Raw genomic sequence first — 22950 nt, forward strand, 5'->3', positions numbered from 1 at the left:
GCCCCTCTCCAATCAGTCGAGGATGCGCAAATGGCCGAGATCAATTCGGTGACCGACCTCTCGCTCGAAGGCGACGTCGCAGTCATCACGCTCAACTCACCTCCGGTGAACGCCCTGTCGGCCAAGGTCCGCGAAGGCCTGTTCGAAGGCTTCAAGGCCGCGATCGCCAATGACGCCGCCAAGTCCATCGTGCTGATCTGCGAAGGCCGCACCTTCATCGCCGGCGCCGACATCACCGAGTTCGGCGGCGCGATGGCTGGTCCCAGCCTGACCGACGTTCAGGACATGATGGAAAACTCGCCCAAGCCGGTGATCGCCGCGATCCACGGTACGGTGCTGGGCGGCGGTCTCGAAGTGGCGCTGTGCGCCCACTACCGCGTGGCTGTTCCGTCGGCGAAGTTCGGCCTGCCGGAAGTGAACCTCGGTCTGCTGCCGGGCGCCGGCGGCACCCAGCGCCTGCCGCGCGTGGTCGGCCCTGAGCGCGCCCTGGAAATGATGACCTCGGGTCGTCACGTCGGCGCCAAGGAGGCCCTGGCCGGCGGCCTGACCGACGAACTGCTCGAAGAAGGCAAGCTGAAGGAAGGCGCCATCGCCTTCGCCAAGAAGGTGGTCTCCGAAGGTAAGCCGCTGCGCAAGATCCGCGACCAGAACGAAAAGGTCGAGGCCGCCCGCGGCAAGCCCGAGATCTTCGCCGACTTCCGCAAGGCCAACGCCCGCAAGTTCCGCGGCTTCCTGGCTCCGGAATACAACATCCAGACCATCGAAGCGGCCGTTAACCTGCCCTTCGACGAAGGCTTGGCGGTCGAGCGCAAGCTGTTCAACGAACTGATGAGCGGCCCGCAATCGGCGGCCCAGCGCTATTCGTTCTTCGCCGAGCGCACCGCCCAGAAGATCCCGGACGTTCCGGAAGACACCGCCCTGATCCCGATCAAGAAGGTCGGCATCATCGGCGCCGGCACCATGGGCGGCGGCATCGCGATGAACTTCGCCAACGCCGGCATCCCCGTGGTGATCGTCGAGCAGAAGCAAGAGCCGCTGGACCGCGGCCTGGCCACCATCCGCAAGAACTATGAGCGCACCGCCTCGCGCGGCGGCATCACGGCGGCCCAGGTCGAGGAACGCTGCGCGCTGATCACCGGCTCGCTGTCGATGGAAGACTCGTTCGCCGATGTCGATCTGGTGATCGAGGCGGTGTTCGAACGCATGGACATCAAGAAGGACATCTTCACCAAGCTCGACGCCATCTGCAAACCCGGCGCGATCCTGGCCACCAACACCTCGGGCCTGGACATCGACGAGATCGCCTCGGTGACCAAGCGTCCGGAAAGCGTCATCGGCCTGCACTTCTTCTCGCCGGCCAATGTGATGAAGCTGCTGGAAATCGTCCGCGCCGACCACACTTCAAAGGAAGTGATCGCCACCTCGATGAAGCTGGCCAAGCAGATCGGCAAGGTCGCCGTTCTGGTCGGCGTCTGCCCCGGCTTCGTCGGCAACCGCATCCTGGGCGCGCGCCAGCGCGAAGCCCAGAAGCTGGTGATGGAAGGCGCGATGCCGTGGGACATCGACCGCGTCCTCTACGACTTCGGCTTCCCAATGGGTCCGTTCGCGATGAGCGACCTGGCCGGCCTGGACATCGGCTGGGTGAAGGAAAAGTCGAAGGGCGAGAGCATCCGCGACGTCCTTTGCGAAGCTGACCGCCGCGGCCAGAAGACCGGCGCCGGCTACTACGACTACGACGAGAACCGCGTCGCCAAGCCGAGCCCCTTCACCGAGAAGGTCATCAACGACTTCATCGTCAAGTCGGGCGCCAACCCGCGCAAGATCAGCGACGAGGAAATCCTCGAGCGCTGCATCTTCCCGATGATCAACGAAGGCGTGAAGATCCTCGAAGAAGGCAAGGCCATCCGTGCCTCCGACGTCGATGTGGTCTGGCAGAACGGCTACGGCTGGCCGGTCTATCGCGGCGGCCCAATGCACTACGGCGACCAAGTCGGTCCGGCCAAGGTGCTCGCCAAGATGAAGGAATTCCAAGCCACCATGGGCGACCAGTTCAAGCCCGCCGCTGCGCTGGAAAAGCTCGTCGCCGAAAACAAGAAGTTCGCCGACCTGTAAGGCGACCTACGCCTACCCCTGGGGTCCGGATTCGGATCCCAGGGCGATCTTCCTCCCCAATCCCTAGGATGCTCCTCCAATGCGTGAAGCCGTCATCGTCTCCACAGCCCGCACCCCGATCGGCAAGGCCTATCGCGGCGCGTTCAACAACACCTCGGGCGCCGAGCTCGGCGGCCACGTGATCCGCGCCGCGGTCGAACGCGCTGGCGTCGATCCGGGCGAAATCGACGACGTGGTCATGGGCGCGGCCCTGCAACAGGGCTCGACCGGCAACAACATCGCCCGCCAAGCCGCCCTGCGCGCCGGCCTGCCGAACACCGTCTCGGGCATGACGCTCGACCGCCAGTGCTCCTCGGGCCTGATGGGCATCGCCACGGCCGCCAAGTACATCATCAACGACGGCGCGACGGTCGCCATCGGCGGCGGTCTGGAGTCGATCAGCCTGGTGCAGAACGACAAGATGAACCGCTATCGCACCAGCGATAAGTGGCTCAACGAGCACGTGCCGGAAATCCACACCTCGATGATCGAGACCGCCGAGATCGTGGCCGACCGCTACGGCATCAGCCGCGAAGCCCAGGACGAATACGCCCTGCAGTCGCAGCAGCGCACCGCCGCGGCCCAGGCCGCCGGCGTGTTCAACGCCGAACTCGCGCCGCTGACCTCGATCATGATGGTGCAGAACAAGGAAACCGGTGAGTTTTCCGAGAAGGAAGTCACCCTGACCCAGGACGAGGGCAACCGTCCGCAAACGACCCTCGCCGACCTGCAGAAGCTGGCCCCGGTCTTCAAGGGCGGCATCTTCGTCAAAGAAGGCAAGTTCGTCACCGCCGGCAACGCCTCGCAGCTGTCCGATGGCGCCGCCGCCGTGGTGCTGATGGAACGCAAGGAAGCTGAAAAGCGCGGCCTGACCCCGCTCGGCGCCTATCGCGGCATGGCCGTCGCCGGCTGCGGCCCGGAAGAAATGGGCATCGGCCCGGTCTTCGCGATCCCGAAGCTGTTGGCCCGTAACGGCCTGACCATCGACGACATCGACATGTGGGAACTGAACGAGGCCTTCGCCTCACAGGTCCTGTACTGCCGCGACAAGCTGGGCATCGACCCGGCGAAGTACAACGTCTCGGGCGGCGCCATCTCGATCGGCCACCCCTACGGCATGACCGGCGCGCGTGCGACCGGCCACATCATGCATGAAGGCAAGCGTCGCGGCGCCAAGTACGGCGTCGTCACCATGTGCGTCGGCGGCGGTATGGGCGCGGCGGGCCTGTTCGAAATCTTTTAGGTTTCCAACGGCTTCACGACCTGAGATCGGTCGAAAACAACGTGTGACGAAGGGTCGCCTCGCTGGGGCGGCCCTTTTTCTTTTGGTGAATCAACGAAAAAGCATGCTGAGACACCAATTCGATACAACCAGCATGGGAAGACCATTGCATGTTTCTTGCAGTGCGGTAGTGGCACACCCAATTGTTGCGCCGCAGCATTCCAGTCTGACACAGGTCCCGCTCGTGTTTTCTCAGATCCGTAAGTTCGTTCTCCCGATCGCCGCCATCGGCGCCATCGCTTCGGCGTCCCCGGCTCTGGCCGACGCCAATGTCGGGCTTCAGGTCATGCGCGAGTACAACCTCGTCGTCCTAGGCAACCTGAAGTCCAGCTCCGAGGTCGAGGGCCGCACCTTCGTCGGCGGCAACCTGACCGGCAACTCGTCCAACTACTTCATCAAGGGGAGCAAGGCGCCGGTCTCGACCGCGCCCGGCCTGACCGTCGTCGGCAGCGTGAGCGGCGGGACCAAGCAGCTCAACAACAGCTCCGGCGCCCTGATCGGCGGCTCGATGTCGAGCGGGCTGAACCTGAACGGCGGCAACCAGACTGTGACGATCGGCGGTTCGGCGTCGAACATCAACGGCAGCAAGGGCAGCACCGTCCAGATCGGCGGCGCGGCCAGCGGCAACATGAACAAGAACGGTGGGACGATTCAATCGAACCTCGGCCTGCCCGGCTTCACGGCCGGCCTGCAGGTCCAGGCCACCGACTATGCACTCGGCGTAAAGGACCTGTCGGCCTATCTGGCGGGGCTCACCCCGACGGATCAGGTCAGCTTCCCGCTGCAGAACCGCATCCAGTTCTCCCCCGCCACTGGCGGCGGCAAGCTGGCCGTGTTCGACCTGGCCGACACCAGCGTCTTCAACAAGGTCGGCGAGATCCAATTCCTGACCAAGGGCTTTGACACCATCGTGGTCAATGTCGGCGGCAAGGACGCCAAGATCGCCAAGAACTTCATCGGCGCCAACAGCGGCCTCGGCGAGCATGTGATCTGGAACTTCTATGAAGCCCAGACCGTCGATTTCGGCTCCAACAGCTTCTACGGCTCGGTTCTGGCGCCTTACGCCGCCGGCAAGATCGGTAACTTCATCGAAGGCTCGGCTGTCTTCGGCAGCCTGGAACAGAACAGCGAGATCCACCTCGGAGGCTTCGCCGGCAATCTCCAGATCCTGCAGTCGGGCATTCCTGAACCGGCCACCTGGGCGATGATGATCATCGGCTTTGGCCTCATCGGCTCGACCATCCGCCGCCGCAATCGCGTGGCGCTCGCCGCCTAAATTCGCGGCTATCGTTCGAGGCGGCCCTGCTGGTGAGATCAATTCTCGCTTGGCGGGGCATTCGCCGCTAGGCTCCCGGCGGGGCTCCCAGAGGGTCTCGTCTGGATCCGCACTTTAATGATCGTCTTCGCCTCGGCCGTCGTGCTCCTGCTTCTGGTGCTCAACGGCCTGTTCGCCATGTCCGAATTGGCCGTGGTGTCCTCCCGACGCGCGAAGCTGCAAAGCCGGGCCGAACGGGGCGACAAGGGCGCGGCAGCCGCGCTCCGACTGTCCGAAAACCCCACTCGCTTCCTGGCCGCGGTCCAGGTCGGCATCACCCTGATCGGCATTCTGTCGGGCGCCTACGGCCAGGCGACTATCGCCGGCGAACTCGACCTGATGCTCGAGACCATTCCGGCCCTGCACGACTATTCGGAACTGATCTCCACGGCGGTGGTCGTCGTGATCATCACCTATCTCTCGCTGATCGTCGGCGAACTGGTGCCCAAGCGCTTCGCCATGGCCTTCCCGGAGACCATCGCCTCGCTGGTCGCCCGCCCCCTGACCGTGATGGCCAAGGCCATGGGCCCGTTCGTCACCTTGCTGACCGCGTCCACGGTCGGCGTCCTGCGCCTGCTCGGCATCCGCGACCAACGCGGCGAGAAGATCACCCAGGAAGAGGTCGAGAGCGCCCTGGCCGAAGGCGCCAGCGCCGGCCTGATCGAACCCCAGGAACAGGCGATGATCGGCGAGGTGCTGCGCCTCGGGGACCGCCAGGTCCGGGTCGCCATGACGCCGCGCCGCGACGTCTATTGGATCTCGCTCGCCGACACGCCCGAGCAGCAGAAGGAAGACATCCGCGCCTGCCCCTATTCGCGGATTGTCGTCACCAGCGGGACGGACGTCGAAGAGCCGGTGGGCGTAATCCACAAGAACGACGTGCTGGACGCCCTGCTCGACGGCACGCCGCTGGACATCGCCAAGATCATGGCGACGCCGCTCTATATCGTTGAATCCACCTCGCTGCTGCGCGCCTTCGACCTGCTGAAGCAGACGCCGTTGCACATGGCCCTGGTCGTCGACGAGTTCGGAGCCCTTGAAGGCGTCGTCACCCCGACCGACCTGCTGGAGATGATCGCAGGTGACTTTGACGAAGGCCACGACGCCGAGAACCCGACCACCATCCTGCGCCGTGAAGACGGCAGCTTCCTCGTGGACGGTCGGGCCGATGTCGAGGACCTGGCCAAGGCGCTAAGCGCCGACTTCAGCGAGACCTCGCACTTCCACACTGTCGCTGGCCTGGTCCTGCACGAGGTCGGGCGCTTGCCTACCGAGGGTGACGTATTCGAGATCGGCGGCTACCGCGTCGAGGTGATCGACATGGACGACCGCCGGATCGACAAGCTGCTGTTCAGCAAGCTGGCAGACCCCGACGAGCCTTCGCTGGCCGACATCCTGTCGTCCTAAGGCCGCTCCAAGGCCAAGCTCGGCAACAGTTCCTTCATGATGAACGGGTGAAGTCTGCCCCATGACGGGGGGGCCTCTTTAGTTGGAGGGTCCGTCATGGACTTCACGATCAGGCTGGGCCTCGCGGCCGCAGCCACCGCTATTCTATTGGCCGGCTGCGCGGCCACGCCGACGCCGCAACGGGGCGCCGCCCAGTCGGTCCGCGCCGATCGGCAGATCGAGGCCCAGGCCAGCGCCTTCGAGGCGTTCATGCGCAACGCCCGCGCCATCGACGACAAGTTCTCGGGGCCCGCCGCGGTCAATGAGGGCCTGCGGGTCGGCGCGGCCTATGATCCCAAGCAGATGGAGGCCGGCATGATCGCCTATGCCGCCGTCGCGGCCTTGCAGGATCCGAAATTCGTAGCCGGTGTCCGCAAGGCCGGGAAGGACGGGCAATTGGCCAAGCGGCTGGTCGCGCGGCCCGACCTGGCCACCACCCTGCCCGGCGCGGACTCCGGCGCCGCCCGCGCCAACGCCGCCCTCTATCGCCAGGGCGAGGCGCTGAACGCCAGCGGCCTGCGGGTGAAAAAGGTTTCCTACAGCGTCCAACACCAAGCTTGGTCCCAGGTCTTCGTGCCCGACGCCAAGGCGCGGCTGACCAGGGTCAAGCAGATCTCCAGCGCCGGCTATCGCCCGGTCGCTGGTGACGAAGCCCGGCTCTACGCGGCGGTTTCCGAAGGCGGTCGGCGCGGCGGGCCGGCAAGCCCCGTCGTCGCGCGCGGCCTGGCGGTGGCGGCGCTGACGGTGCTGGGCGACGGAGGCAAAGCCAGGAGCCTGCTGAACGAGCCCAAGAGCGGCATGTGCCTGCGGGTCGCCAAGCTGAACCTCTATCAGTGCCTGGCCAGCGCCGGCCCCTATTATGAGGACATCTACTGCCTGGCCATGCACGGCATGATGGAGCCGAGCAGTTGCGCGACCAGGGCTTCCGGTGCGCCAATTCGCACCGCCCAGCGATAGTCGGCGCCTAACAACCGTCGAAGTCTGGACTAAAGTCGCGCGGCGCCAACCGACCGGCGCTGGAGATCACCGATGCAGCCGCCCGATTGGGACAATAATCCGTTCACGCGCTCAAGCCCCTGGGGACGTTTGCCGTCCCAGGGGCGGATGCGGATTGGCCCGCTGCCCAAGTCCACCGAAGGCGCGGAGCCGCAACCGGCGCCCGAGCCGCCCCCTGAGCCGCCGAAGCCGCCGTCCAAATCGTTCTCCACCGCACCGACGCGGCCGACCGGTATCCTCAGTGGCGGATCGCTGACGCCGCAGGGCGCGGCGCCGAGGCCCCTGGCCACCCGGCCGATGCCGGGCGCGCGCCCGCTGACGCCGTTGGCGACGCGTCCGATGCAGGGCGCGCCCGCTCCGCGCCCGGCGGGGCCGACGGCCACCCCTACGCCCGCCATGGCGCCCGCACCCCTCACGGCGCGCCCCGCTGCGCCGGCTCCAGCTCCAGCGCCCGCGCCTGCTCCTGTAGCCACACCCGAGCCTGAGCTTGCGCCCATCCGGGTCGCCGCCAGAGGCCCCGCCAAGACCTCGCGCACGCCGATGATCGTCGGCTTCGGTGTGGGTCTCGCCGCCCTGGCCGGCCTGGCGGCTTTCTTCATGCTGACCAGCAAGGATGCGCCGGCCCCCGTCGCAGCGGCTCCGCCGCCGACCGTCGCGCCCGTCGTGTCCGAGCCGCTGCCGGCAGCCGTCGAGGCGCCGGTCCAGGCTGCGGCGGAACCCCCGCCCTTGCCGCGCGCCGCGCCGCCCGAAAAGGTGGTTGCGTCTGTCGCCCCCGCCCCTCGTCGCGAGGCGCCCAAGCCCGTAGCCAAACCGGCCGCGGTCACTACACCGCGACTGGACGTTCCGGCGCCGACGCCCGCGCCATCGCCCGCACCGGTCCAAGCCACGGCGGCGCCGCCCCCGAGCACCACCGAGCCGTCTTTCACCCCTCGTCCCGCCATGCCGACCGATCCCGACGCGCCAATCGCCCTTCACCCGAACTAAGGTCGCCCCTACAAAGGTCCTGGCGAGAGCTGGGAGGCGCGCATGAAGTCCTTGTCCTTGGACGAGATCGAACCGTTGTTGACGGGCCAGGTCGATGTGCGCCGGCGAAAGGACTCGCTACAGCCGCTGCGGTTGCCAGTCGCCGAGCTTGGCTTCTACGATCCGTTCAACCGTTGGGTCGGGTCCTGCGCCGCGGCCTGCCGCGTGCGGCTGTCGACCACCTCGCGCAGCCTTCGGCTGACCGCCACCCAGCGACTACTGGCGCAGCCGGCGGGCGATGAACAACGCGGCGCGTATGACCTCTATGTCGACGGGCGGCTGTTCGGCCGCTCGCATGGGACCGGCGTCGCGGTGATCAATCTGGAGAGCGGCACGCTGGAGGGCGACGAGGCCTTCGCGATCGACTTCCAGGATCTGCCGGCCGGCGAAAAGGTCGTCGAACTCTGGCTGCCGCAATCAGCGACGGTATCGATCACCGGCCTGGAGCTGGACGACGGCGCGAGCGCGACATCGGCCGCCGATCCGCGCCCGCGCATCCTCTTCCACGGCAGTTCGATCACCCACTGCATGGAGGCCGAAGGCGCCAGCAACGGCTGGCCGGCGGTCGCCGCCCGCTTGGCCGGCTTTGATCATCTCAATCTTGGCTGGGCCGGCTCATGCCTGCTCTCGGGCCAAGCCGCCCGCATCATCCGCGACACCCGGGCGGACGCCATCGTGCTGAAGCTGGGGATCAATGTGTTCGATGGCGGGCAACTGCGGGAACGGACCTTCCCGGATTCGGCTCACGCGATGATCTCGATCATCCGAGAGCGGCACAAGACGACGCCGCTGGTCGTGGCCTCGCCGATCTACTCCCCGGGCCGGGAGGATGAAGGCTCGCTAGGCGGTCCCTCGCTGGTGCGGATGCGGCAGTTGTTGCAGGACGTGGTCGCCGCACGGGTGGCGGCCGGCGACGCCGCGATCCGATACCTGGACGGACTGTCGCTGTTCGGGGCGGCCGACGCGCATATGCTGCCCGACGACCTGCACCCGAACACCGAAGGCTATCGGCTGATGGGCGAGCGCTTCAACGCCCTGATGCTATCAGGCGATCAGCCCCTGATCAGGGCTTAGCGCCCGACCAGGGCTTGGACTTCGCGGCCGACCGCGCAGAGGCGGCCTTCTCGCTGCGGTGGATGCCGCCTCTGTTGTTCAGGTTCGCATTGGCGAAGCCACCGGGACGGTGACGAAGAGCGGACATGGGGGCGGCGGCAGGCTTCTCGACTGTTTTTTCGTTCATTTCGGCACCTTAGCACAGTTCCGGCGAAACTCAGCGCGAGGGGCGCAGATGCCCTCGCGCCGAGTCGCAGTCCCGCCCCTAGGCGAGGGCGACCAGGGTCCGGCGACGGGTGACCCGGATGGCGCCTCCGGTCACGCCAAAGCCGACGATCATCATCGCCCAGGCCGCCGGTTCCGGAACCGCCGAGACGCCGCCGAGCGAGAAACTCGCCGAACGGCCGTCATAGAACTGGCTAGGCTGGAAGAAATTCCCCTGATGATAGAGCTTGCCGCCCGGGTCGGCGTAGGCGGGAATTCCAAGACCGTTCGGGTTGTAGAAGCTGATGTCGTAGCTGCCGGCGTCGAGGGCCAAGGCGCCGATGTCGAAGGTCACCAGCTTGATGAAATCGGTCTGGGTGTCGGTCAGCAAATAATTGGCCGCGCTAATGGTGAAGTCGGCGATCGCGGTCCCCGGCAAAGCCCCATTCAGATTGAAGAACCCGACATTGGTCGAGCCTCCCGGCGAGAAGCGGGTGTCGATGGCGAAGGTCACCGAATTGATGGTGGAATCCGCGGCCAGTTCGAAGGTGTCGTAAATCCGGAACGGCAGCAACGCGTTGCAACTGCTGCAATAGCTGGCCTGGACGGGCACAGCCGTCAGGTCGGGAATGGATTGAAAGAGCGTCGCGGCGTTGGCCGACGATGCGGTGGCCAACGCCAAGGCGGCGGCGGCGAGTATCGACTTCATTGTGAGACCCCGATGAAACCGGCCGGCAAATCACTGGCCGTTGGGGTTACGGGCGCGCGGAAGGAGCGGACGCAAAGTCCGCCCACGCGCCCCTAGTTTCACCCGGCGCGCGAAGAAACCGCCCTCAAACGCCAAACAATTCCTTCAGATAGGGGTTCAGCAGGCGTCCATCGGGGTCGAGGCGCCGACGGACCTCCAGGAAGTCGTTCCAGTTGGGATAGAGCAGCGCCAGTTCGCGCGCCTTCAGGCTGTGCAGCTTCCCCCAATGCGGGCGGCCGCCATACTTCAGGAAAATCGGCTGGATGAGTTCGAACAGGAAGTCGTAGTCATCCTTGTAGTGGCAATGGACGGCGACCGACCCGCGCGGACCGCCCTGGAACGGTGAAAGCCAGACATCGTCGGCGGCGATGCGCCGAATCTCGATCGGGAAGAATACGTCGGGGCGCTTGGCCTCGATGGTCGCCACGACCTCCTTCAGCGCGGTCAGGTGATTCTCGAGCGGGAGGTGATATTCCATCTCGTTGAAGCGCACGGGACGCTCGGTCGAGAGCAGTTTCCAGCCCTGGTCGATGGCCTCCTCCGGCTCGGCCGAACCCAGCAGCGCCTGGGCGGCGGACTTGCGCAGCGGCGCGGAGAACCTGGTCAGGTTTCGCAGTTGCTTCAACACCTCCAGGAAGGCGCTGTCGGTGTCGGGACCCCGCGGCTTGGCCGGGGCGTCGGTCTCGTCATGCGAGATGTTGGCGGCCAGGCCGGTGAACGGCACGGCGTAGAATTCGAAATTCCGGTGCTTGGCCCAGCGCTCCTCGGCCTTCGCCAGGGTCTCCTCGAAGGGTTCGACCCAGACTCGGCGATGCAGGTTGCGGTTGGCGATGGTCTTCAGGCGCGCCTGGGTGATGACGCCGAGCGCGCCGAGCGAAACCCGCGCGGCCTGGAAGATGTCGGGGTTCTGGCTCGCATCGCACTCGATGACCTCGCCAGAGACAGTGGCCAGCCGCAGGGCGGTGACGTCGCCGTGGATCGCCTGGATCGTCGCGCCCGTCCCATGGGTGGCGGTGCCCAGGCAGCCGCCCAGCGACTGCTTGTTGATGTCGGGTAGATTGGCCATGGCGCGGCCGCGCTCAGCCAGGGCCGGGCCAAGAACGCCCAGCCGAGTTCCAGCCCAGACCACCGCCTCGTCACCCTGCCAGTCGGACACCCCGGCGACATTGTCCAAGGTCATCAAGGTGCCGTTGGTGGGCACCAGGGCGGTGAAGGAATGACCCGCGCCGGCGACCCGGACCGGGGCCTTGGAGGTCTGCAACACGCCAGCCACGCCAGCCTCGTCGCGCGGCGCGCTGCGCACGGCGGGATAGGCGTAGGCGATGCCCGACCAGTTGCGCCACAACAGATGGTTCTGGCCATCGACGCTGGGCGGCGCCGGTGGCTCAGGCTTGTCTCGGCTGGCGAGATAGACCCCGCCGCCCGCCGCGGCGATGACGCCGGCGCCACCGGCGACCAGAGCTGTCCGACGCGAGATCATTGCTGCCCCTCCTTGCCGGCCATGAAGCGGGTCAGGGCCTTGAAATCATCGGGGGTGCAGGACGCGCATTGACCCATGGCGGGCATGGCCTTGTAGCCCTGGACCACGTGATCGAGCAGCACCGCCTCGCCTTGTTTCCAACGCGGAGCCCAGGCCTTGGCGTCATGCACCAGCGGGGCGCCGGAATCGGCGACGACATGGCAGGCCTTGCAGGAACCGGCATAGAGTTCGGCCAGGCGCGGATCGGCGGGCGCGAGACTGGCCGGATCGGCCGGCGGCCCCGCCTGCGGCGCGCAGGCGGCAAGGATCAGGCTGGCTACGGCCAGCGAGACAAAGTGTTTCAAGCGTCCTCCCCCAAGGCGGCTTCGTCGTCTTTTATATGCGTAGCGCCGCCCGATAATCTGGATGCACCAGGTCGTGATACTCCGGGTGGCGGGTGATGAACCCGGCCACAAACGGGCAGGTCGGGATCACCTTCTCTCCCCGCTCACGCGCGAACGCCATGGCGGCCCGGACCAGCTTGCCGCCGACGCCCTTGCCCTCAAAGGCAGTGGGGACCTCGGTGTGCGGGAACAGAATGCCGGTCTTCAGCAACCGGTACTCCGCATAGGCGACGTCGTCGCCCACCCGCACCTCAAAGCGCCCGTCGGCCTCGTTGTTCACGACCTCAAGGTCATCCGTCCCGGCCATGCCGAAGCTCCTTTTTCACTGAGGCTCAGGACATCACGCGGGACGGCGAAGCGCAAACCTCATCCCAGCCGCCCGATCGCCTCGACCACGGCCGGCGTCTTCTCGACGATGACCATGTGACCGGCCTCGGGAATTGAAACCAGTTCAGAGCCGGCGATCCCCTTCTTGAAGCCGTGCGCGTAGAAGGGCGGCACGAGCCGGTCGCTGTCGCCCCAGACGATCACGGTCTTGGCCTTGACCCGGTAGAGCCGGTCGACCAGTCCGCGCTCCGGGATCGGGAACAGGATGCGGCCGGCCATGCCGAGCTGTCGGGCGTTATTGACGAGGTACGTCTGCAGGAAGTTCGGGTCCTCGACATTGCGGCCCGCCGTCATCATCGCCGCGCCGGCCACCGCGTCGTGGAACAGGATTTGCGGCATTTCGAACGGCAGCAGTGAGAAGATGTCGGCGATCGGATGATCGTCGTCCCAAAGGCCGGCCGGGCAAATCAGCGCCAGCCGTGAGACGTCGTTCGGGGCCACGGCCGCCATCTCGGCGGCTATCATGCCGCCCATCGAGTGACCGACAAGGATCGGATCCTTCAAGCCCAGCGCCTCGATCACGTCCCAGGTGTGGAGGGTGAAATCCAGCATGTCGCGGATGGTCGGCGCTTCCTCGCTGTCCCCATAGCCTGGGATCAGCGGCGCGTAGACATGATGGTTTGCGGCCAGGGCGGCGAGGAACGGATCCTCCGCCGTGACGCCCCCAGCGCCGTGCAGATAGACTAGGTCGGGACCGGTCCCGCCTTCGAAGTAGCGGACCGGGACGTGACGGGTCTGGACGGTTTTCAGTTCCATGTTTCCCCCTCCCCTTACGCGTAGGTCTTGGCGAGCGAGGCGCTGGTCGGGAACTCGCCCGGCAGCGAACCGGACGTCACCCGGTTCTCCAGCGGCTTGGCCCAGAACCGGTCGTCGTCGGCGAAGTCCGGGAACATGTTGCGCAGCTTGGGCATCACCTTCTCGGCGAACAGCCGGGTCGAGTACATGCACTTGTCGGCCGGCATGTTCCCCACATGCATCAGGCAGAAGATGTTGCCGACGTTCAGGCCCTTGATCAGGTCTTCCATCCGTTGACGGACGGTTTCGGGGCTGCCGGCGATGATGTGCCCCTGCTCGACCAGATCCTTCCAGGTCAGCTCGGTGTAGCCGCCGCCCTTGGGCGGAGCGTATTGCGAGAGCGCGCCGGACTGGATGGTCTTGATGGTCCGGTAGCCCGGCGCGTCGGCGAAGCCCGGATAGACGTGTAGGCAGCGATTGTAGAAATAGCTGACGTGTTCGGAATAGAGCCGCTCAGCTTCCTCGTCGGTCTCGGCCACCAGGATGGTCTGGGCGAAACCGGCGCGATAGGGCGACTTGTCAGGCGCGCCGCGCTCCTCGACCCGGTCCCAATATCCCTGCATCAGCGCCTTGGCCCGCAGGTAGCCCGAGAAGCTGAGGTAGGAGTACGAATAGGTGTTGTCGATGCAGAAGTCGTAGGTCTCGACCGAACCGCCGCCGGGGATAAGCACCGGGGGATGGGGCTGCTGGATCGGCCGCGGCCAGATGTTGACGTGCCGCAGCTTGTTGTAGCGCCCGTTCCAGGCGAACGGATCGCGCGTGGTCCAGGCCTTGATGATCAGGTCGTGGGCTTCCTGATACTTCTCGCGGGTCAGGGATGGGATCTGGCCATAGCAATAGTTGGTGTCCATCGAGGTCCCGACCGGGAAGCCCGCCACCAGCCGCCCGCCGGAAATGCAGTCCAGCATGGCGAATTCCTCGGCCACGCGGACCGGCGGATTGTAGAGCGCGATGGAGTTGCCCAGCACGACGATGGCGGCGTTCTTGGTGCGACGCGCCAGGCCGGCGGCGATGATGTTGGGGCTGGGCATGATGCCGTAGCCGTTCTGGTGGTGCTCGTTCACCCCGACCCCGTCGAAGCCGAGCGTGTCGGCGTATTCGAGCAGGTCCATATAGGTGTTGTAGACCTCGTGGCTCTTGGCCGGGTCGAACAATCGCTGGTCGATATCGACCCAGACCGACCGGTTCTTCTCCCGGAAATCATCCGGCAGATACGGCCATGGCATCAGGTTGAACCAGGTGAACTTCATCGCTTGCTCCTCCCATGCCGCCTCTATCGGGCGGTCAGGTGAACGACGATAAGCCAAATGCCTCCGGCGCCAAGCGATAAGCGGCGGCGAGACCACCCAAAGAAAATCTGATCGAGAAGACCCTTCCCATCAGTCGTCACGAGGATATATTGATAATCAATCGCAACTAGGTGACACACGATGCACACCGCCAAGAAGACGTTTAGCTACAGTATGATGCACCTTGTGGTGGCCATCACCGTGGCCTACGCGCTAACTCGCGACTGGCGTGCGGCCTTGGCGATCGGGATGATCGAGCCGATCTTCCAGACCATCGCCTTCGCGCTGCACGAACGCGCCTGGGCGCGAATCGAAGCCAAGGGAACTTCGCCCAAGGACGCTCGTTTGGCGGGCGTCGAAGCTTAAGAATGGGAGCTATGAGATGAGCGTGAACGCCGGACCCAGCGCCAAGGACCGCAAGGCGGTTGCTGAAGGCCTGTCGAAGCTGCTGGCTGACAGCTACGCGGTCTATCTGAAGACCCATGGCTACCATTGGAACGTTCGGGGCCCGAACTTCTCCCAGCTCCATTCACTGTTCATGGCCCAGTACACCGAGATGTGGACGGCCATCGACGAAGTCGCCGAACGCATCCGCGCCCTGGGCGAACTTGCGCCGCAGGGCTACGGCGCCTTTGGCAATCTGTCGGCGATCAAGGACGGCGATCCGTCGAAGAACGCCGAGGCCATGCTCAAGGACCTGATCGAGAGCCACGAGACCCTGATCGCCACGCTCTACGCCAGCCTGCCGGCGGCGCAGGAAGCCGGCGACGAAGTCAGCGCGAGCCTGATTTCAGATCGCCTGACCGCTCACGAGAAGCACGTCTGGATGCTGCGCTCTTCGCTGGGCTAGGCGCAGGGCGTCTTGGCCGCCGTCTCCGCCACCGGGCGCACGACGGCGGTCCAAAGCGCGTAGCCAGCCGAGGTCATGTGCAGGCCGTCGGCGATGAAGATGTCCTTTGGGGTCCCATCGGCCTGCAACATGGTCGGGACCACATCCACATAGTCCAGGTCCGCGCGGGTTGACGCCATGGCGCGGATCTTGGCGTTGACGGCGTCCTGGTCGGTCTTCTGGGCCCAGCGCGCCTTCGACGGCTTGAGCGAGATGAAATAGACCGGAGTCGCGCCGAGCTTGGCGGTCTTCAGGGTCATGAACCGTTCGAAGTCGACGACTACATCAGAGCCCGCCTTGCCCGCATGCAGGTCGTTTTCGCCAGCGTAGAAGAAGATCGCCCGCGGATGATACGGGCCGACCACCCGGTCGAAGTAGAAGTTCACATCCGAGATCTGCGAGCCGCCAAAGCCGCGATTGATGACGGGGATCGGGGCCATGTCCTCGGCCAGCGTGCTCCAGAACCGCACCGACGATGATCCGGTGAAGACCACCTTGCATCGCTCGGGGGGCGTGGCCCGGTCCTGGGCCGCGAAAGCCTCGATCTCAGGCGCCAAGCGCTCGGGTCCGGCGGGTTGAGGTGGGGCCGCCGACGATTGTTGAGCCATGGCGGCGGCCGGCGCGGCGACCGCGACAAGCAAGGCGGCGGAGATAGCGGCAAGGCGATTGAGCATCGTGTCCTCGGGGTGGCCAGAGACAGGCCTTCAAAAACGAAAAAGGCGCCGCGGTCTCCCGCGGCGCCTCTCCGATCAAAGAGCTGTCGCCCTTAGAAGCGGTATTGGAATTCCACGCCGTAGGTGCGCGGGAAGTTCAGCTTCACGGTCCGACGATAGGTGTCGTTCGCGGTCAGAGCCGACGGGCTGGAGCTCTGATAGGCGACTTCGTCGGTGACGTTCTTCACGAAGCCGATGATTGTGTAGCGATCGCCGGCGTCCTTCCAGAGCGCGCGGAGATCGACGATCTCGTTCGACGGGGCGGTGTAGTTCGCCTGGCTGAAGATCGAGGTCTGTTGATCGTCGGTATAGGTGTAGGTGGCGCCGAGCGTCAGGCTGCCGGGCGAGAAGTTGAACGTGTAGTTGGCGCCCAGGTTGATCTTGTTTTCGGGCGTCATCGGCAGACGGTTACCCACCAGGTCTTGCAGGCGAGCCGGGCCGACCGGGCCGACCGGATTGGCGCCCGGGCGCACCGCGCGCGGGTCGTTGGTGTCGACGAAGCAGCAACCTTCTTTGATCTCGGCGTTCAGGTAGGCGTAGCTGCCGAAGATCAGCAGGTTGTCGATCGGCGCCCACTGAGCTTCGAGTTCGACACCCCAGTTGCGGGCGTCGAGGTTCAGGAACTGCGTGCCGGTCGAACCGGTCGCGGCGTTCAGGATCACGCTGATCGGGGCCTGGAAGCCCTTGTAGTCAGCGTAGAAGATCGCCGAGTTCACCTGCAGACGGCCGTCCAGCATGGTCTGCTTCAAGCCGATTTCGTAGTTATCGACATATTCCGGATCGGCGTAGGGCTGCGGCGTCAGGCCGTTCGAGGCCAACCAACCACCCGACTTGTAGCCGCGGCTGTAGCGGGCGTAGGCGTTGGTGTCGCCGCTCGGCTGCCACTGCACGCCCAAAGTGCCGGTCCAAGCGTCGTAGTCGGCCTTCAGGTCGCGGGTGAGCGTGCCGTTCTGGCCGGCGCGCAGGTTGGCGTAGGCGGGGTTCTTCTGGCAATCGGCCAGGGTCGCCACGCCGCAGATGACGAAGGTGGTGAAGTCGACCGCGATGCCTTGGCCAACCGCCTGCGGGATGTTGGCGAACTGGCGCAGCAGGGTGGTGGTGGTCGGGCTACGCGACACATAGCGAGCCGAGTCGGTGCCCTCTTTTTCGTCGGTCGAGTAGCGCAGACCGGCGGTGAGGGTGAAGTTCTCCGCGAATTCCCAGTCGATCTGACCGAAGGCGGCGTAGGAGTTCACTTCCAGGGTGCCGTCCACGAACAGGTAGTTGCCGTTCGGGTTAGCAGCGGCGGCCGTGCCGGTCGCCAGGCTGATCGGGGCGAGCATCGAAGCATCGCCCAGAACGCGCAGGCCCTGCGGCTGGCTGTACTGCTGATGATATTGATAGAGGCCGGCGATCCATTGGAGCGGGCCATCCGAGTTGGACGACAGGTTGATCTCGTTCGACCACCACTTCTGGTTCTCGGTGTAGAAGAAGCGTTCGTTCGGCGAGACGCCCAGCGCGGTGTAGGCGCCGAACGGGGTCGCGGCGTTGATGCTGAACAGGCCCTGGCGAGACGAGCGGTCCTCGTCCCCATTGGTCTGGTAGCTGTAGGACTGGTAGCCGGCCAGGTACTTCAGGGTGGCGAAGCCCAGGTCCCAGGTCATGTCGAAGTGCAGACGGTTGTGGTTGGAGAGCTTGCCCTCCATCGTCTGGTCCATGTTGATCCGATAGGGATCAGCGACGGATGGGTTCACCCCGCCATAGCCGTTGGTCGGGTTGTAATAGAGCGCCGAGTTGCCGAGACCGGTCGCCGACACGGTGTCGTACGGCGTGATCACGCTCTCGAAGATGTTGCCGACGCCGTAGCTGTCGTCCCAATCGAACTTCGTATAGCGCAGGCGGGCGGTGATGTTTTCACCCAGGTCCGCCTCGATCTGAGCTTCGAGGGTGTAGCGCTCGAGGCCGCCGGTGTCGCCGCCGGGGCCTTCGTTCTTGATGAAGCCTTGGTCGCGGCGTTCAACCGAACCGCCGACCAGATAGCGCAGGCCCTCGGTGATCGGGCCGCGGATCATGGCGTCGAAACGGTGGGCGCCATAGTTGCCGACCGCGGCGCGAACCTCGGCGTCGAACTCGTCGGTCGGACGCTTGCCGATGATGTTCAGCGCGCCGCCGATCGAGTTACGGCCGTAAAGCGTGCCTTGCGGGCCGCGCAGGATTTCCGTCCGCTCGATGAACAGCGACGGCGTCGAGGAGTCGGCCATCGAGTTGGAGAAGATGCCATCCGAATAGAGCGCGACGCTGGGGTCGGTGCCGATGGCGTTGGTCAGACGGCCAAAGCCGCGGATCGAGAGACGGTCGTTGTTGGTGTAGGCGACGCTAGGCGTGACGCGCGCCAGATCTTCAACGGTGGCGACGCCCAGAAGGTCGCGCTTTTCGCTGGTGAACGCGGTGACGGCGACCGGCACGTCCTGAAGGCTCTGCTCCCGCTTTTCAGCGGTGACGACAAGCTCTTCGATTGTGAAGGAGTCCTGCGCTAGGGCAGGCGCGGCGGCCGCGGAAAGGGCGGCGACGGACGCGCCCATAACGAAAATACTGCGCAAACGCAGGGGTTGGATCATGTTTTACCTCCCAGCCAGACGCGGGCGTTATGTCACCCGTCGTGTGTACTTGATGATCAAAGCTGGATGTCTCGAACGGCGTTCGAATAGATGAAAAAGCCGGACCGAGCCACTTTACCGCCCCTTGTGGCGTAAGGGTCGCGGTCGCCATCAGGGGCGAAAAGGCTAAGGTGAGGAAAACACAGGACGATTGAGCAATTGGCCAATTATCCTAGCGACGGAGAATTAGAGCCTCCAGGCCGCGAACCGCTGATTCAACGGCCTCATCCTTGGGTCCATGGCCCGGCGCGCCGCGTGAAAGCGCCACAACGGCGATGCCGCGACCCCAGGCCCAGATCGCCTCGGCGATCTTGTGCGCCACCTCCGGCGGGTGAACGGCGGCGAACTCCGCCATGATCGCCTGGCGCAAAACGGCGAAGGCTTCGGCCTCGGCGGCGGTCACATCCTCGCGGCGACCGGCGTCGAGGGCCTCGTACGCCAGTTCATAGAGCTCGGGCTTCTCGCGCAGGAAATTCAGATAGGCCATGCCGGTCGTACGCAGGCCGCCATCCGCCGGGCCGGCGTCATAGGCCTCGCGCATGGCATCGCCGAGTTGGCGGAACCCATCGATCGCCAGCCCCGACAGCAAGGCCGCCTTGTCGGCGTAGTGGTAATAGACCGTACCGGGCGCGACACCGGCGCGGTCGGCGATGGCGCGCAGGGACAGACCGCTCCGGCCGCTTTCGTGAAGGATGTCACGGGCCGCAGCCAGGAGTTGTCCGCGAACATTGCCGACATGGTAGTTGCGGCGGCGCTCGGCCGTGGCCGGCGTCAAGACGCAGCCCCACTCAACGATGCTGTTGCAGCCCCATACATGGTGGGGATCAACCTCGCAGACCGACCAAAGTTATCATTGCTAACTTAACGCTGGATAAGCCGCCCGACGCAATGGCTATCAGGTCAGGGCGACGACCTTCGCGTGCAGAGCGAGCACCAGGTCGGCGGGCGCGAGGCGGGCTTGCAGCCCCCGCTGACCGCCGTTGATGAAGACCCGCTCGTGGGCCAGGGCGGCCTCGTCGATTACGGTCGGGACGACCTTCTTCTGACCGAACGGGCTGACCCCGCCGACCCGATAGCCCGTAATTCGCTCGGCGTCGGCGGGCTTCATCATCTGGGCGGTCTTGCCGCCGACCGCGGCGGCCAGCTTCTTCATCGCCACCTCCTGGTCGGACGCCAGCACCGCGCACACCGGCTTGCCGTCGACCTGCGCCATCAGGGTCTTCAATACCTGGTCGGGCGAAACGCCCAGGCTTTCGGCCGCCTGAAGCCCGACGCGCGGCGCATCGGGGTCGTAGTCGTAGGTATGCAATTCGTAGGCGACGCTGGCCTTGTCGAGGGCCAGCGTCGCAGGGGTCGTCTTGGCCATGGTCCCGATCTAGCCCGCGCTCGAAGCTGCGCCAAGCCGGGCGCCGTTTGCGCGGCCACGCCGCCCTGGCGATCCAAGAACGTCGTTGTGTCTATGCGGGTCAGAAAATTCGCCCATATGTTTTGCAGCATGGCGCGGAAACCGACCCCAGGCGTTTCCGTCTGCGACCGCCCATCGCCCTCCACCACATGGAGCCGCCACCGATGCCAAACTCCGACCTGCCGCTCCCGCCGCCGGCCACCTCCGCCCTGGACCTGATCGGCCGCACGCCGATGGTGGAGTTGTTCGGGTTCGACACCGGGCCCTGCCGATTGTTCGTTAAACTGGAAAGCGCCAATCCCGGCGGCTCGATCAAGGACCGGATCGCCCGCTCAATGATCGAGGCGGCCGAGGCTGACGGCTCGTTGCCGCCCGGCGGGACCATTGTCGAGGCGACGGCCGGCAACACCGGCCTGGGCCTGGCGCAGGTGGGCGTGCTGAAGGGGTACAAGATCCTGCTGGTGGTGCCCGACAAGATGAGCCGCGAGAAGATCCAGCACCTGCGGGCCATGGGCGTCGATGTCCGCATCACCCGCTCCGACGTCGGCAAGGGCCACCCGGAATACTATCAGGACATGGCCCAGCGGCTGGCGGCCGGAATTCCCGGCGCCATCTTCATCAATCAGTTCGCCAACCCGGCCAATCCGAAGGCGCACCAGACCACCACCGGACCGGAAATCCTCGAGCAGATGGAAGGCGACCTGGACGCCGTGGTGGTCGGGGTCGGATCGGGGGGCACGCTGACCGGCCTGGGTCGCTATTTCGCGGAGGCCTCGCCCAAGACCAGGATGGTGCTGGCCGACCCGCAGGGGTCGATCCTGGCGCCCCTGGTCAACACCGGCGAACTGATCGAGCCCGGATCCTGGGTGGTGGAAGGCATCGGCGAGGACTTCGTACCGACCAATTGCGACCTCTCGCTGGTTTCAAAGGCCTATACGATCCCCGACGCCGAGAGCATCGGCGCGGCGCGCGAACTGCTGACCAAGGCCGGCATTTTAGGTGGCTCTTCATCGGGCACGCTGCTGGCCGGGGCGCTGCGCTACTGTCGCGAACAGACGGAGCCGCAGCGGGTGGTCACCCTGGTCTGCGACACCGGCGCCAAGTACCTGTCCAAGGTCTATAATGACAGCTGGCTGGTCGAGCAGGGCCTGACTCAGCGCAATCTGCACGGCGACCTGCGCGACCTGATCGCCCGCTCGCCCGCCGATGGCGGCGCGGTCACGGTCGGTCCCGACGACACCTTACTGACCGCCTATAACCGCATGCGGCAGGCAGATGTCAGCCAGCTGCCGGTGCTGGATGGCGGGCGGTTGATCGGCTTGATCGACGAGAGCGATCTGCTGGACGCCGTTGAGGACTCCAAGCCCGACAAGCGCTTCGCCCAGAGCGTCGCCACCGCCATGACCGCCAAGCTGGACACCCTGCAGGCCGGCGATCCGCTGGACGCCCTGCTGCCGGTCTTCGAGAAGGATCAGGTGGCCATCGTCCTGGATGGCCGCGAATTCGTCGGACTGATCACCCGCATCGACCTCATCAACTATCTCAGGCGCGCAGCGTGACCGACGAGACCCCCACAGGAAAGAACCGCCTGGAATTCTCCACGCGGACAATCCACGGCGGCCAATGGCCAGACCCCACCACCGGGGCGGTGATCACCCCGATCTACGCCACCTCGACCTATGCCCAGACGAGCCCTGGCGAGCACACGGGGTTCGAGTATTCCCGCAGCCAGAACCCCACCCGCTTCGCCTTCGAACGCGCGATCGCCGATCTGGAAAGCGGCACGCGGGGCTATGCCTTCGCTTCCGGCCTGGCGGCGATCTCGACCTTCCTGGAAGTGCTGGACGCCGGTGACCATGTGATCGCCAGCGAGGACCTCTATGGCGGCTCGTTCCGGCTGTTCGACAAGGTGAGGCGACGCTCGGCCGGGCTGGAGTTCAGCTTCGTGGACATGGCCGACCTGGCCGCCATCGAGGCGGCGATCAGGCCCAACACCAAGCTGATCTGGGTGGAGACGCCGACCAATCCGCTGCTCCGCCTGGCCGATCTGGCGGCCATCGCCGAACTGGCCGGGCGACACGGCCTGCTGGCGGCCGCCGACAACACCTTCGCCAGCCCCTACTGCCAGCGACCGCTGGAGTTCGGCTTCGATCTGGTGATGCATTCGACCACCAAATATATCTCCGGCCACTCAGACATCGTCGGCGGCGCCCTGGTGGTGGGACAGAACGCCGAGCTCGCCGAGACGGTGGGCTTCCTCCAGAACGCTGTCGGGGCCGTGGCCTCGCCGTTCGACTCGTTCCTGGCCCTGCGCGGTGTGAAGACCCTGGCCCTGCGCATGCAGCGTCATTGCGAGAACGGCCTGAAAATCGCCCGCTGGCTGGAGAGCCGGTCCGACATCATCCAGGTGATTTATCCGGGCCTGCCCAGCCATCCCCAGCACGACCTGGCGCGCCAACAGATGACCGGGGGTTTCGGCGGGATGATCTCCGCGGTGCTTGATCGCGATCTGGCGGGCACGCGGCGAATGCTGGAACGCACCCGGCTGTTCACCCTGGCCGAAAGTCTGGGGGGGGTGGAAAGCCTGATCGAGCATCCAGCGATCATGACCCACGCCTCGATCCCGGCCGAGACCCGCAACCGTATCGGCATAGCCGACAGCCTGATCCGCCTGTCGGTGGGGATCGAGGACGCCGACGACCTGATCTCCGACCTGGAACAGGCGCTGGCCTGATCATCGTCTCGTCATCCTCCG

22 protein-coding genes are annotated in these 22950 nt (G+C 65.6%); 11 read left to right on the plus strand and 11 right to left on the minus strand.

The window, feature by feature from the left end; all coding sequences use genetic code 11:
• Window positions 1–30 precede the first annotated feature (30 nt).
• From Q8M13_RS08215 to Q8M13_RS08245, 7 genes are all read left to right on the plus strand, one after another.
• Window positions 31–2112: a 3-hydroxyacyl-CoA dehydrogenase NAD-binding domain-containing protein gene (locus tag Q8M13_RS08215; RefSeq protein WP_305299305.1), complete on the plus strand. Its 2082-nt coding sequence runs from the start codon at window positions 31–33 to the stop codon at window positions 2110–2112.
• A 79-nt stretch (window positions 2113–2191) separates the two neighbouring features.
• A complete protein-coding gene (locus Q8M13_RS08220) occupies window positions 2192–3394 on the plus strand; it encodes an acetyl-CoA C-acyltransferase (protein ID WP_305299306.1) in 1203 nt (400 codons plus the stop codon).
• 223 nt (window positions 3395–3617) lie between these two features.
• Window positions 3618–4709: a collagen-binding domain-containing protein gene (locus Q8M13_RS08225; protein ID WP_305299307.1), complete on the plus strand. Its 1092-nt coding sequence runs from the start codon at window positions 3618–3620 to the stop codon at window positions 4707–4709.
• A gap of 117 nt (window positions 4710–4826) precedes the next feature.
• A complete protein-coding gene (locus Q8M13_RS08230; RefSeq protein ID WP_305299308.1) occupies window positions 4827–6155 on the plus strand; it encodes a hemolysin family protein in 1329 nt (442 codons plus the stop codon).
• Between the two features lie 96 nt (window positions 6156–6251).
• Window positions 6252–7151: a hypothetical protein gene (locus Q8M13_RS08235; protein WP_305299309.1), complete on the plus strand. Its 900-nt coding sequence runs from the start codon at window positions 6252–6254 to the stop codon at window positions 7149–7151.
• Window positions 7152–7223: 72 nt separating this feature from the next.
• The gene (locus Q8M13_RS08240; protein ID WP_305299310.1) at window positions 7224–8174 is read left to right on the plus strand and encodes a hypothetical protein; all 951 of its coding nucleotides are present in this window, start codon (window positions 7224–7226) and stop codon (window positions 8172–8174) included.
• A 42-nt stretch (window positions 8175–8216) separates the two neighbouring features.
• On the plus strand, window positions 8217–9287 hold the full coding sequence (locus Q8M13_RS08245) for a GDSL-type esterase/lipase family protein (protein ID WP_305299311.1): 1071 nt from the start codon (window positions 8217–8219) through the stop codon (window positions 9285–9287).
• Here Q8M13_RS08245 and Q8M13_RS08250 read toward each other — a convergent pair.
• The 7 genes from Q8M13_RS08250 to Q8M13_RS08280 all read right to left on the minus strand — a co-directional run bounded on the left by Q8M13_RS08250 (window position 9277) and on the right by Q8M13_RS08280 (window position 14513).
• Window positions 9277–9414 carry a hypothetical protein gene (locus tag Q8M13_RS08250; protein WP_305299312.1) on the minus strand — a complete coding sequence of 46 codons (138 nt, stop codon included), beginning with the start codon at window positions 9412–9414 and terminating at the stop codon, window positions 9277–9279. The two genes, Q8M13_RS08245 and Q8M13_RS08250, sit on opposite strands and share 11 nt — an antisense overlap.
• Window positions 9415–9531: 117 nt before the next feature.
• Complete coding sequence (locus Q8M13_RS08255) at window positions 9532–10179, minus strand: PEPxxWA-CTERM sorting domain-containing protein (RefSeq protein ID WP_305299313.1); 648 nt, start codon at window positions 10177–10179, stop codon at window positions 9532–9534.
• Between the two features lie 124 nt (window positions 10180–10303).
• A complete protein-coding gene (locus Q8M13_RS08260; RefSeq protein WP_305299314.1) occupies window positions 10304–11698 on the minus strand; it encodes a D-arabinono-1,4-lactone oxidase in 1395 nt (464 codons plus the stop codon).
• On the minus strand, window positions 11695–12042 hold the full coding sequence (locus tag Q8M13_RS08265) for a cytochrome c5 family protein (RefSeq protein ID WP_305299315.1): 348 nt from the start codon (window positions 12040–12042) through the stop codon (window positions 11695–11697). Before Q8M13_RS08265 ends, Q8M13_RS08260 begins: the two co-directional genes overlap by 4 nt.
• A 31-nt stretch (window positions 12043–12073) precedes the next feature.
• On the minus strand, window positions 12074–12388 hold the full coding sequence (locus Q8M13_RS08270) for a GNAT family N-acetyltransferase (RefSeq protein WP_305299316.1): 315 nt from the start codon (window positions 12386–12388) through the stop codon (window positions 12074–12076).
• Between the two features lie 59 nt (window positions 12389–12447).
• Window positions 12448–13224, minus strand: coding sequence for an alpha/beta fold hydrolase (locus Q8M13_RS08275; protein WP_305299317.1), 777 nt, complete (start codon window positions 13222–13224; stop codon window positions 12448–12450).
• A 14-nt stretch (window positions 13225–13238) separates the two neighbouring features.
• Complete coding sequence (locus Q8M13_RS08280) at window positions 13239–14513, minus strand: LLM class flavin-dependent oxidoreductase (protein WP_305299318.1); 1275 nt, start codon at window positions 14511–14513, stop codon at window positions 13239–13241.
• 180 nt (window positions 14514–14693) lie between these two features.
• Between Q8M13_RS08280 and Q8M13_RS08285 the strand changes: the two genes are divergently transcribed.
• Together Q8M13_RS08285 and Q8M13_RS08290 are read left to right on the plus strand one after the other, a co-directional pair.
• Window positions 14694–14918 carry a DUF2061 domain-containing protein gene (locus tag Q8M13_RS08285; protein WP_305299319.1) on the plus strand — a complete coding sequence of 75 codons (225 nt, stop codon included), beginning with the start codon at window positions 14694–14696 and terminating at the stop codon, window positions 14916–14918.
• 16 nt (window positions 14919–14934) lie between these two features.
• Window positions 14935–15402 carry a Dps family protein gene (locus tag Q8M13_RS08290; RefSeq protein WP_305299320.1) on the plus strand — a complete coding sequence of 156 codons (468 nt, stop codon included), beginning with the start codon at window positions 14935–14937 and terminating at the stop codon, window positions 15400–15402.
• Here the strand turns inward: Q8M13_RS08290 and Q8M13_RS08295 are convergent.
• The 4 genes from Q8M13_RS08295 to ybaK all read right to left on the minus strand — a co-directional run bounded on the left by Q8M13_RS08295 (window position 15399) and on the right by ybaK (window position 20156).
• On the minus strand, window positions 15399–16115 hold the full coding sequence (locus Q8M13_RS08295) for a GDSL-type esterase/lipase family protein (protein WP_305299321.1): 717 nt from the start codon (window positions 16113–16115) through the stop codon (window positions 15399–15401). The two genes, Q8M13_RS08290 and Q8M13_RS08295, sit on opposite strands and share 4 nt — an antisense overlap.
• 92 nt (window positions 16116–16207) lie before the next feature.
• Window positions 16208–18751 carry a TonB-dependent receptor gene (locus Q8M13_RS08300; protein WP_305299322.1) on the minus strand — a complete coding sequence of 848 codons (2544 nt, stop codon included), beginning with the start codon at window positions 18749–18751 and terminating at the stop codon, window positions 16208–16210.
• A 211-nt stretch (window positions 18752–18962) separates the two neighbouring features.
• Window positions 18963–19565, minus strand: a complete 603-nt coding sequence (locus Q8M13_RS08305) for a TetR/AcrR family transcriptional regulator (RefSeq protein ID WP_305299323.1) — start codon at window positions 19563–19565, stop codon at window positions 18963–18965.
• 120 nt (window positions 19566–19685) lie between these two features.
• The gene (gene ybaK, locus Q8M13_RS08310) at window positions 19686–20156 is read right to left on the minus strand and encodes a Cys-tRNA(Pro) deacylase (protein ID WP_305299324.1); all 471 of its coding nucleotides are present in this window, start codon (window positions 20154–20156) and stop codon (window positions 19686–19688) included.
• A 203-nt stretch (window positions 20157–20359) separates the two neighbouring features.
• Here ybaK and Q8M13_RS08315 point away from each other — a divergent pair, with 203 nt between their 5' ends.
• Together Q8M13_RS08315 and Q8M13_RS08320 are read left to right on the plus strand one after the other, a co-directional pair.
• Window positions 20360–21754 (plus strand): pyridoxal-phosphate dependent enzyme, encoded by a 1395-nt coding sequence (locus Q8M13_RS08315; protein WP_305299325.1) that lies wholly within the window; start codon window positions 20360–20362, stop codon window positions 21752–21754.
• The gene (locus Q8M13_RS08320) at window positions 21751–22929 is read left to right on the plus strand and encodes a cystathionine gamma-synthase (protein ID WP_305299326.1); all 1179 of its coding nucleotides are present in this window, start codon (window positions 21751–21753) and stop codon (window positions 22927–22929) included. Before Q8M13_RS08315 ends, Q8M13_RS08320 begins: the two co-directional genes overlap by 4 nt.
• Window positions 22930–22950 lie beyond the last annotated feature (21 nt).

Source organism: Phenylobacterium sp. (assembly GCF_030681155.1).
Classification (GTDB): domain Bacteria; phylum Pseudomonadota; class Alphaproteobacteria; order Caulobacterales; family Caulobacteraceae; genus Phenylobacterium.

Coding starts and splice junctions, on each gene's coding strand:
- Q8M13_RS08215 (WP_305299305.1), top strand. CDS start 31: ATGGCCGAGATCAATTCGGTGACCGACCTCTCGCTCGAAGGCGACGTC.
- Q8M13_RS08220 (WP_305299306.1), top strand. CDS start 2,192: ATGCGTGAAGCCGTCATCGTCTCCACAGCCCGCACCCCGATCGGCAAG.
- Q8M13_RS08230 (WP_305299308.1), top strand. CDS start 4,827: ATGATCGTCTTCGCCTCGGCCGTCGTGCTCCTGCTTCTGGTGCTCAAC.
- Q8M13_RS08235 (WP_305299309.1), top strand. CDS start 6,252: ATGGACTTCACGATCAGGCTGGGCCTCGCGGCCGCAGCCACCGCTATT.
- Q8M13_RS08240 (WP_305299310.1), top strand. CDS start 7,224: ATGCAGCCGCCCGATTGGGACAATAATCCGTTCACGCGCTCAAGCCCC.
- Q8M13_RS08245 (WP_305299311.1), top strand. CDS start 8,217: ATGAAGTCCTTGTCCTTGGACGAGATCGAACCGTTGTTGACGGGCCAG.
- Q8M13_RS08250 (WP_305299312.1), bottom strand. CDS start 9,414: ATGTCCGCTCTTCGTCACCGTCCCGGTGGCTTCGCCAATGCGAACCTG.
- Q8M13_RS08255 (WP_305299313.1), bottom strand. CDS start 10,179: ATGAAGTCGATACTCGCCGCCGCCGCCTTGGCGTTGGCCACCGCATCG.
- Q8M13_RS08260 (WP_305299314.1), bottom strand. CDS start 11,698: ATGATCTCGCGTCGGACAGCTCTGGTCGCCGGTGGCGCCGGCGTCATC.
- Q8M13_RS08270 (WP_305299316.1), bottom strand. CDS start 12,388: ATGGCCGGGACGGATGACCTTGAGGTCGTGAACAACGAGGCCGACGGG.
- Q8M13_RS08275 (WP_305299317.1), bottom strand. CDS start 13,224: ATGGAACTGAAAACCGTCCAGACCCGTCACGTCCCGGTCCGCTACTTC.
- Q8M13_RS08280 (WP_305299318.1), bottom strand. CDS start 14,513: ATGAAGTTCACCTGGTTCAACCTGATGCCATGGCCGTATCTGCCGGAT.
- Q8M13_RS08285 (WP_305299319.1), top strand. CDS start 14,694: ATGCACACCGCCAAGAAGACGTTTAGCTACAGTATGATGCACCTTGTG.
- Q8M13_RS08290 (WP_305299320.1), top strand. CDS start 14,935: ATGAGCGTGAACGCCGGACCCAGCGCCAAGGACCGCAAGGCGGTTGCT.
- Q8M13_RS08295 (WP_305299321.1), bottom strand. CDS start 16,115: ATGCTCAATCGCCTTGCCGCTATCTCCGCCGCCTTGCTTGTCGCGGTC.
- Q8M13_RS08300 (WP_305299322.1), bottom strand. CDS start 18,751: ATGATCCAACCCCTGCGTTTGCGCAGTATTTTCGTTATGGGCGCGTCC.
- ybaK (WP_305299324.1), bottom strand. CDS start 20,156: ATGGCCAAGACGACCCCTGCGACGCTGGCCCTCGACAAGGCCAGCGTC.
- Q8M13_RS08315 (WP_305299325.1), top strand. CDS start 20,360: ATGCCAAACTCCGACCTGCCGCTCCCGCCGCCGGCCACCTCCGCCCTG.